The organism is Nitrosomonas marina (assembly GCF_900110145.1).
GTDB lineage: Bacteria > Pseudomonadota > Gammaproteobacteria > Burkholderiales > Nitrosomonadaceae > Nitrosomonas > Nitrosomonas marina.
Map to the genome: position 1 here is coordinate 1 of NZ_FOCP01000048.1, position 4,825 is coordinate 4,825.

General features: G+C 48.1%; 5 protein-coding genes. 4 read left to right on the forward strand and 1 reads right to left on the reverse strand.

Features of this window, described 5'->3' with window-relative positions; genetic code table 11:
- Positions 1-412: 412 nt before the first annotated feature.
- On the reverse strand, positions 413-622 hold the full coding sequence (locus tag BMX44_RS16985; RefSeq protein WP_177167798.1) for a hypothetical protein: 210 nt from the start codon (positions 620-622) through the stop codon (positions 413-415).
- 343 nt (positions 623-965) lie between these two features.
- On the opposite strand from BMX44_RS16985, the gene BMX44_RS16100 reads away from it, so the two are divergent.
- Genes BMX44_RS16100 through BMX44_RS16115 form a run of 4 tightly spaced genes read left to right on the forward strand, consistent with a single transcriptional unit; the run spans position 966 to position 4,802 of the window.
- Entirely contained in the window at positions 966-1,826 is an 861-nt protein-coding gene (locus BMX44_RS16100; RefSeq protein WP_090634922.1) for a hypothetical protein, read from the forward strand.
- Between the two features lies 1 nt (position 1,827).
- Entirely contained in the window at positions 1,828-2,331 is a 504-nt protein-coding gene (locus BMX44_RS16105) for a hypothetical protein (RefSeq protein WP_090634924.1), read from the forward strand.
- Entirely contained in the window at positions 2,328-3,281 is a 954-nt protein-coding gene (locus BMX44_RS16110) for a hypothetical protein (RefSeq protein WP_090634927.1), read from the forward strand. Before BMX44_RS16105 ends, BMX44_RS16110 begins: the two co-directional genes overlap by 4 nt.
- Before the next feature lie 3 nt (positions 3,282-3,284).
- Positions 3,285-4,802, forward strand: a complete 1,518-nt coding sequence (locus BMX44_RS16115; RefSeq protein WP_090634929.1) for a hypothetical protein — start codon at positions 3,285-3,287, stop codon at positions 4,800-4,802.
- Positions 4,803-4,825: the final 23 nt, after the last annotated feature.

Consider the following 4,825-nt stretch of genomic DNA (forward strand, 5'->3'; position numbering starts at 1 on the left):
TATTAGCTCCAGGCATCATTTTACGATTCCTTATTTCAATGACATTCAATCAGAAAACTGTGAGTACTGAAAGAAGAGATCTCGAGACTAACAATAAAATATCACAATAATGTTACAGACTACAGTTTAGTCTGGCGGTATGAAAAGGGGTAGTGTAAGTAAATGAAGTCATTTACCTGTATCAAATACTTCGATTAGTCCGCTTTCGCCACAAATAAGGCATTTACCATTCAGGAATCCCTGGCTCGAACAATTGGAACAATAATCGAAGTCACAGCCAACATTTCCGCAATTTGTGCACTGATATAAAGTGTCATGGCAAATCCGTTTATTGTCATTACTAACAATGGTACCTAAACAACGCGCCATAAAATTAATATCCTTTGTTTCAAAAAAATTCATGTAATCGATGCTATAAAGGCTGAATAGTTGCAAGCCTGTCAATGTTGTTTTTTATAAAATCGCAAGCCGTTTGATAAGCACTATTTCTGTCGTATTGATGTATGTTTTCATGCTGAAGGGTGCTGTTGATTTCGTAGATTACTGTTGCAATCCATGTATTGTTCTGTTGTTGAGTGATAAGCATATTAAAAACTTTCCCAGAGTTGGTAATGATATGCATCGCCTCAGTTGCCGATCTGGTTGTCATCCTGTTACCTTTTTGCGAGATTTCTAATTAATTTGTTTAAGAGTCAAAGCAGCAAAAAAAAGAAAATAACATTTCCAGATTTGTATTAATTCATTAAGGAAAGGGGGTTTAAGAGGTCATTTATTGCCTCACTAATAACTGTGTTTGGCGTGTTTGGCTTGCATCGAAACGTATGAACACACAGTCAAATCTATAGCGGTTAAATTACAAAATTAAGTGATCTCATACGTACAGATTTGAACCGGATATGGAAAACCCGACATAAAAGGACTCTGGCATTGACTACGATACAGAAAACAAACTGGATCGTAATTAAATGCTGGCAAATTTTGCAAAAGAAACAATCAGTGCAGGCGGTACGGGCAATCTCACTCTGTCGGGCGCCGTTGATGCCGCGCACATATCACTGAATACTGCCATCGGGCAGAATAATTCGTTCTGGTATCTCGCTGAAGACGGCAACAACCGGGAAATAGGCGTCGGTCATTTGTCGGCAGCCACAACGCTGGTACGTGACCAAACCCATGAAACCCTTAACGGCGGAACATTAGACAGAATGTCGCCGGCGGCCCTTGACCTGTCAACTTCAGCAACAATTTCCATCGTTGCGGCTGCACAAACCATGATTACGCCGCACCCCGGTAATTTTTACCCGGCAAGCGGAGTACAAGGTATGTGTTCCATGGGGCAGGGTGCGGAGGCGGGCTCGTCACATAACCTGTTTAACAATGACCTGATATTCGTCCCATTCTGGTGGGCATGTTCAAAAATGGTCTCTGAAGTGACGGTCAAGTGTCTGTTATCCGTTGCAACCTGTGTTGCCAGAATCGGTATTTATACAATCGCACTGAATGGCAAGCCTGGATATTTGCTCAAGGAATTCACTGATGTTGCGGAAATATCACTGGATTCAACCGGATTAAAAACAGCTGCGCCTGCGGCACCGTTCTGGTTGCCAGGCGGATTTTATTACATGGCCGTGATCGCCAATACCGGATCTGCAGATCTGGCTGGACCGCAATACGCGCCTGCAGGTCTATTCATGGGACTGGATTCGTCTGGAGACAGGATACTTTCAGTTTACTACGATACAACTTACGGAGCGCTGCCGAGTGGTGATATGAGCGGCAACACGTTCATAGAGCACAATTCATCACCATCATTCTGGCTGAATTAATATGGCTATTAATTACACAGAAAAGGGTAACGGGTTACACAGCGCGATCAACATGGCTGGACACTCGCTAAAACAAATCAACGGTGAATGGGTATCGGATGACGATGTTGCCGTACAGTCGATTATTGACGGTTATCCGCTGTCGCTGACTATTGCCGAGTTCAAGCGTAAGGTTGATGCTCATGCCACCATGTTGCGCAACAAGGCGGTTGACGGCGTATCACCAGGTGAAATGGCAAGCTGGCCAATCAAGAAGGCGGAGGCCGAATCATACAGCCTGACGCTTGACCCTGCAGACGCGCCCACACTGAACATTGAGGCGACGGCTAGAGGTGTTTCACTGCAAAGCATTGTCGACCGGGTGATTGAAAATTCAGCGGCATTAACGGGGCTCGAGGCGCAGATTGCGGGTGTTTCTGGCATGCACAAGGATGCAATCGAGGCCATGCAGGATTTCAGCGCCATTGTCAGTTACAACTATAAAACCGGCTGGCCTAGTGTATGAGTCTTGGCAGTAATGTACTCGGCTCTGGCGTACTCGGAACAAGTGGCGGCCAATCCGCTCCGCCAGGCGGTCCGGGCTTTTTGGCTGCGTGGGTATCAAATATTAAACGGGTGATTTTTGGAATGAAAAAAAACGTTGCCAACCAGGGTATAGAAACTCAACTCATTGACACGAACGGCGATCCGGTTACGACCGGCACGACTACCGTAAACGTAAAGGGTGACAACGGCGCTTTTGCAGCCGGTACCGGTACCGTCTCACATGAGGGCGACGGTTGCTGGCAGTACATCCCTTCCCAGGCTGAAAGCAACTATGACCGCATAACATTCCAGTTCCTGAATGCGTCGGCAATAACCGCGTCAATAACCGTTTTCACGACACACCCGCAATCAGGCGACAATTACACAAGATTGGGTGCTCCTGCGGGCGCGTCAATCGCTGCCGACCTGGGAACAATCACTGACAAGTTCCCGGTAAATTCTGAACTGCATGCAATAGACGCAGAGGGCAGGGTTCGCATTGATGATGCATCGGCAACGCTTGTTCAGCAGTTCATGGATGAAGACAGCGCGATTAAAACGAAGATTGATTCTATCGACACAAGGACTGTGAGCGCTCTCGTAAATGGCCGCGTGCCAGCTGATACCGAGGCGATTGATGGCAATGCCAGTGCTGCAACCAATCTCAAGGAACATGCGCTTCGCGCCGTGCCGGTTACTTTCGCTGCAGGTGGCACTACCACAACGGCGGTACTTGCGACCGTTGGCGGGGGCGCTCCGAATGGCGTTAGCAACGTAATTTACAAGAATGCTGCGCTTGTTTTCAGTGCGCCAGCCGCTTTGAAAGATCAGCGCGCATTGATTCAGTCGTATGACGCTGCGACCAATACCGCTACGATAACCGAAGTGGCTGCGGCGGTCGATGAAACGGCGGTTGCCGTATTGGTGTAATTCATGCAGATAACACGGCTAGGTCTTGGCGGTCCGGTTCGCAGTTTTTGGGATTATGGACCTGCGCCGATAGCGATCAGCCCGGCCATAGAACACAATGCGGCTGTTATCCTGTCATCATCCTATAGACAAAGCATTAATCCGGGCATAGAAGTTGATGGCTCGGTTTTGCTTGGTTCGGCCATGTCATCCGCGCTGATTGCAGCACAGGAATTTAACCGGGCAAACCTGCTTTTTGATTCCAGCCAATTACCAATTAATCAGGCAACCGAGCGTGATGCATCCATTGCATTGACGCCATTGTCGCTACTCGACATTAATTCCGCACAAGAGGTCAATGACGCTCCGGCTGTCCTTGGCAGCAAACAAGGTGCGGTCCAGGCCGCAATTGAAATCAACACGGCGAGCATTATTGCCGGTCTCAAATCCGAAACAATTGATGCAGCGACCGAGATCGATACAGCCGGTATGTTGACGTCTCTTTTTTCAGGAAAATTACTGCCGTCGATCGAAACCGATGCGGCGCTGGCTATCGGTGGTGCAAAGGTTACGCAAATAACGGTTGCTTCTGAACGTAACCGGGCATCTATCATTAACAGCCTGCAATCCGGTGTTGTAAACGTCGTACCCGAGATTGACAGCGCATTGCAGCTATCAGGATATAAATCATCGCCTGTTGTACAGGTAACTGAAATTGATCAATCCATGATGCTTTCTGCGCCAGATCAGATACCGATAGAGCGGGCTCAGGAACGTAATACAGCGCCGGTTATATCAGGCACCAAAGCGGGCTCGATCATCCAGGTGGCGGAATCAAATATCGCGCCGGCATTATTCGGTTCGTCATCTAATTTGATTGAGTCCGCAAGGGAATCAAACATATCCGGCTTGCTTGTGCCGGCATCCATGCTTTCCATACAGCAGGCTTTGGAGGATAACCGGGCAGGGGTTCTCGGTGCAGCCAAATACGGGGAAATCAATGCATCCTCAGAACGCAATGCGGCATTGTCGATATCAGCATCAAAGCGCTCAGAAATTATTCAGGCTATCGAGCGTGAAGCTGCAGGTTTTGTGACCGTTATAGAGACGATCATACTCGATTCAGCGCGAGAGATTGACGCAGCAAGCCAGTTATCCGGGCAGAAAGCCGGAGTTATAGCCAGTGCGTCAGAGTTCAATGCTGCGCAGCAAATCATCCCGTCCAGCACATCCGCTATCATCGCGGCCACTGAGATTAACCGGGCTGTTTACTTGGGATCTGCAAGCATTACTGAAATATTGCAGGCGATTGAGGTAAACGCTGCGAAACAACTCGGAACATCGTCAATTCTGGCTATCGGCAAAGCGGTTGAAGTCGAGCGGGCGCTGGCAATCCATAGCCAGAAAGTGGCATCTATTCAACGCGCGCGAGAGATTAACAGGGCGCTTGGGCTTGTTGTCGAAGGTGGATACGTGTTTATTCCGCTTAATTCTGAAATCAAGGTCCGCACATTTGACGGACCTATTGTGATAAGGCTCTAACCATGGCTATTAAAGGCAGGGCA

What these genes read in the sequence shown, in the direction of transcription:
- BMX44_RS16105 (WP_090634924.1), top strand. Translation starts at nt 1,828, where the DNA reads ATGGCTATTAATTACACAGAAAAGGGTAACGGGTTACACAGCGCGATC.
- BMX44_RS16100 (WP_090634922.1), top strand. Translation starts at nt 966, where the DNA reads ATGCTGGCAAATTTTGCAAAAGAAACAATCAGTGCAGGCGGTACGGGC.
- BMX44_RS16985 (WP_177167798.1), bottom strand. Translation starts at nt 622, where the DNA reads ATGCATATCATTACCAACTCTGGGAAAGTTTTTAATATGCTTATCACT.
- BMX44_RS16115 (WP_090634929.1), top strand. Translation starts at nt 3,285, where the DNA reads ATGCAGATAACACGGCTAGGTCTTGGCGGTCCGGTTCGCAGTTTTTGG.
- BMX44_RS16110 (WP_090634927.1), top strand. Translation starts at nt 2,328, where the DNA reads ATGAGTCTTGGCAGTAATGTACTCGGCTCTGGCGTACTCGGAACAAGT.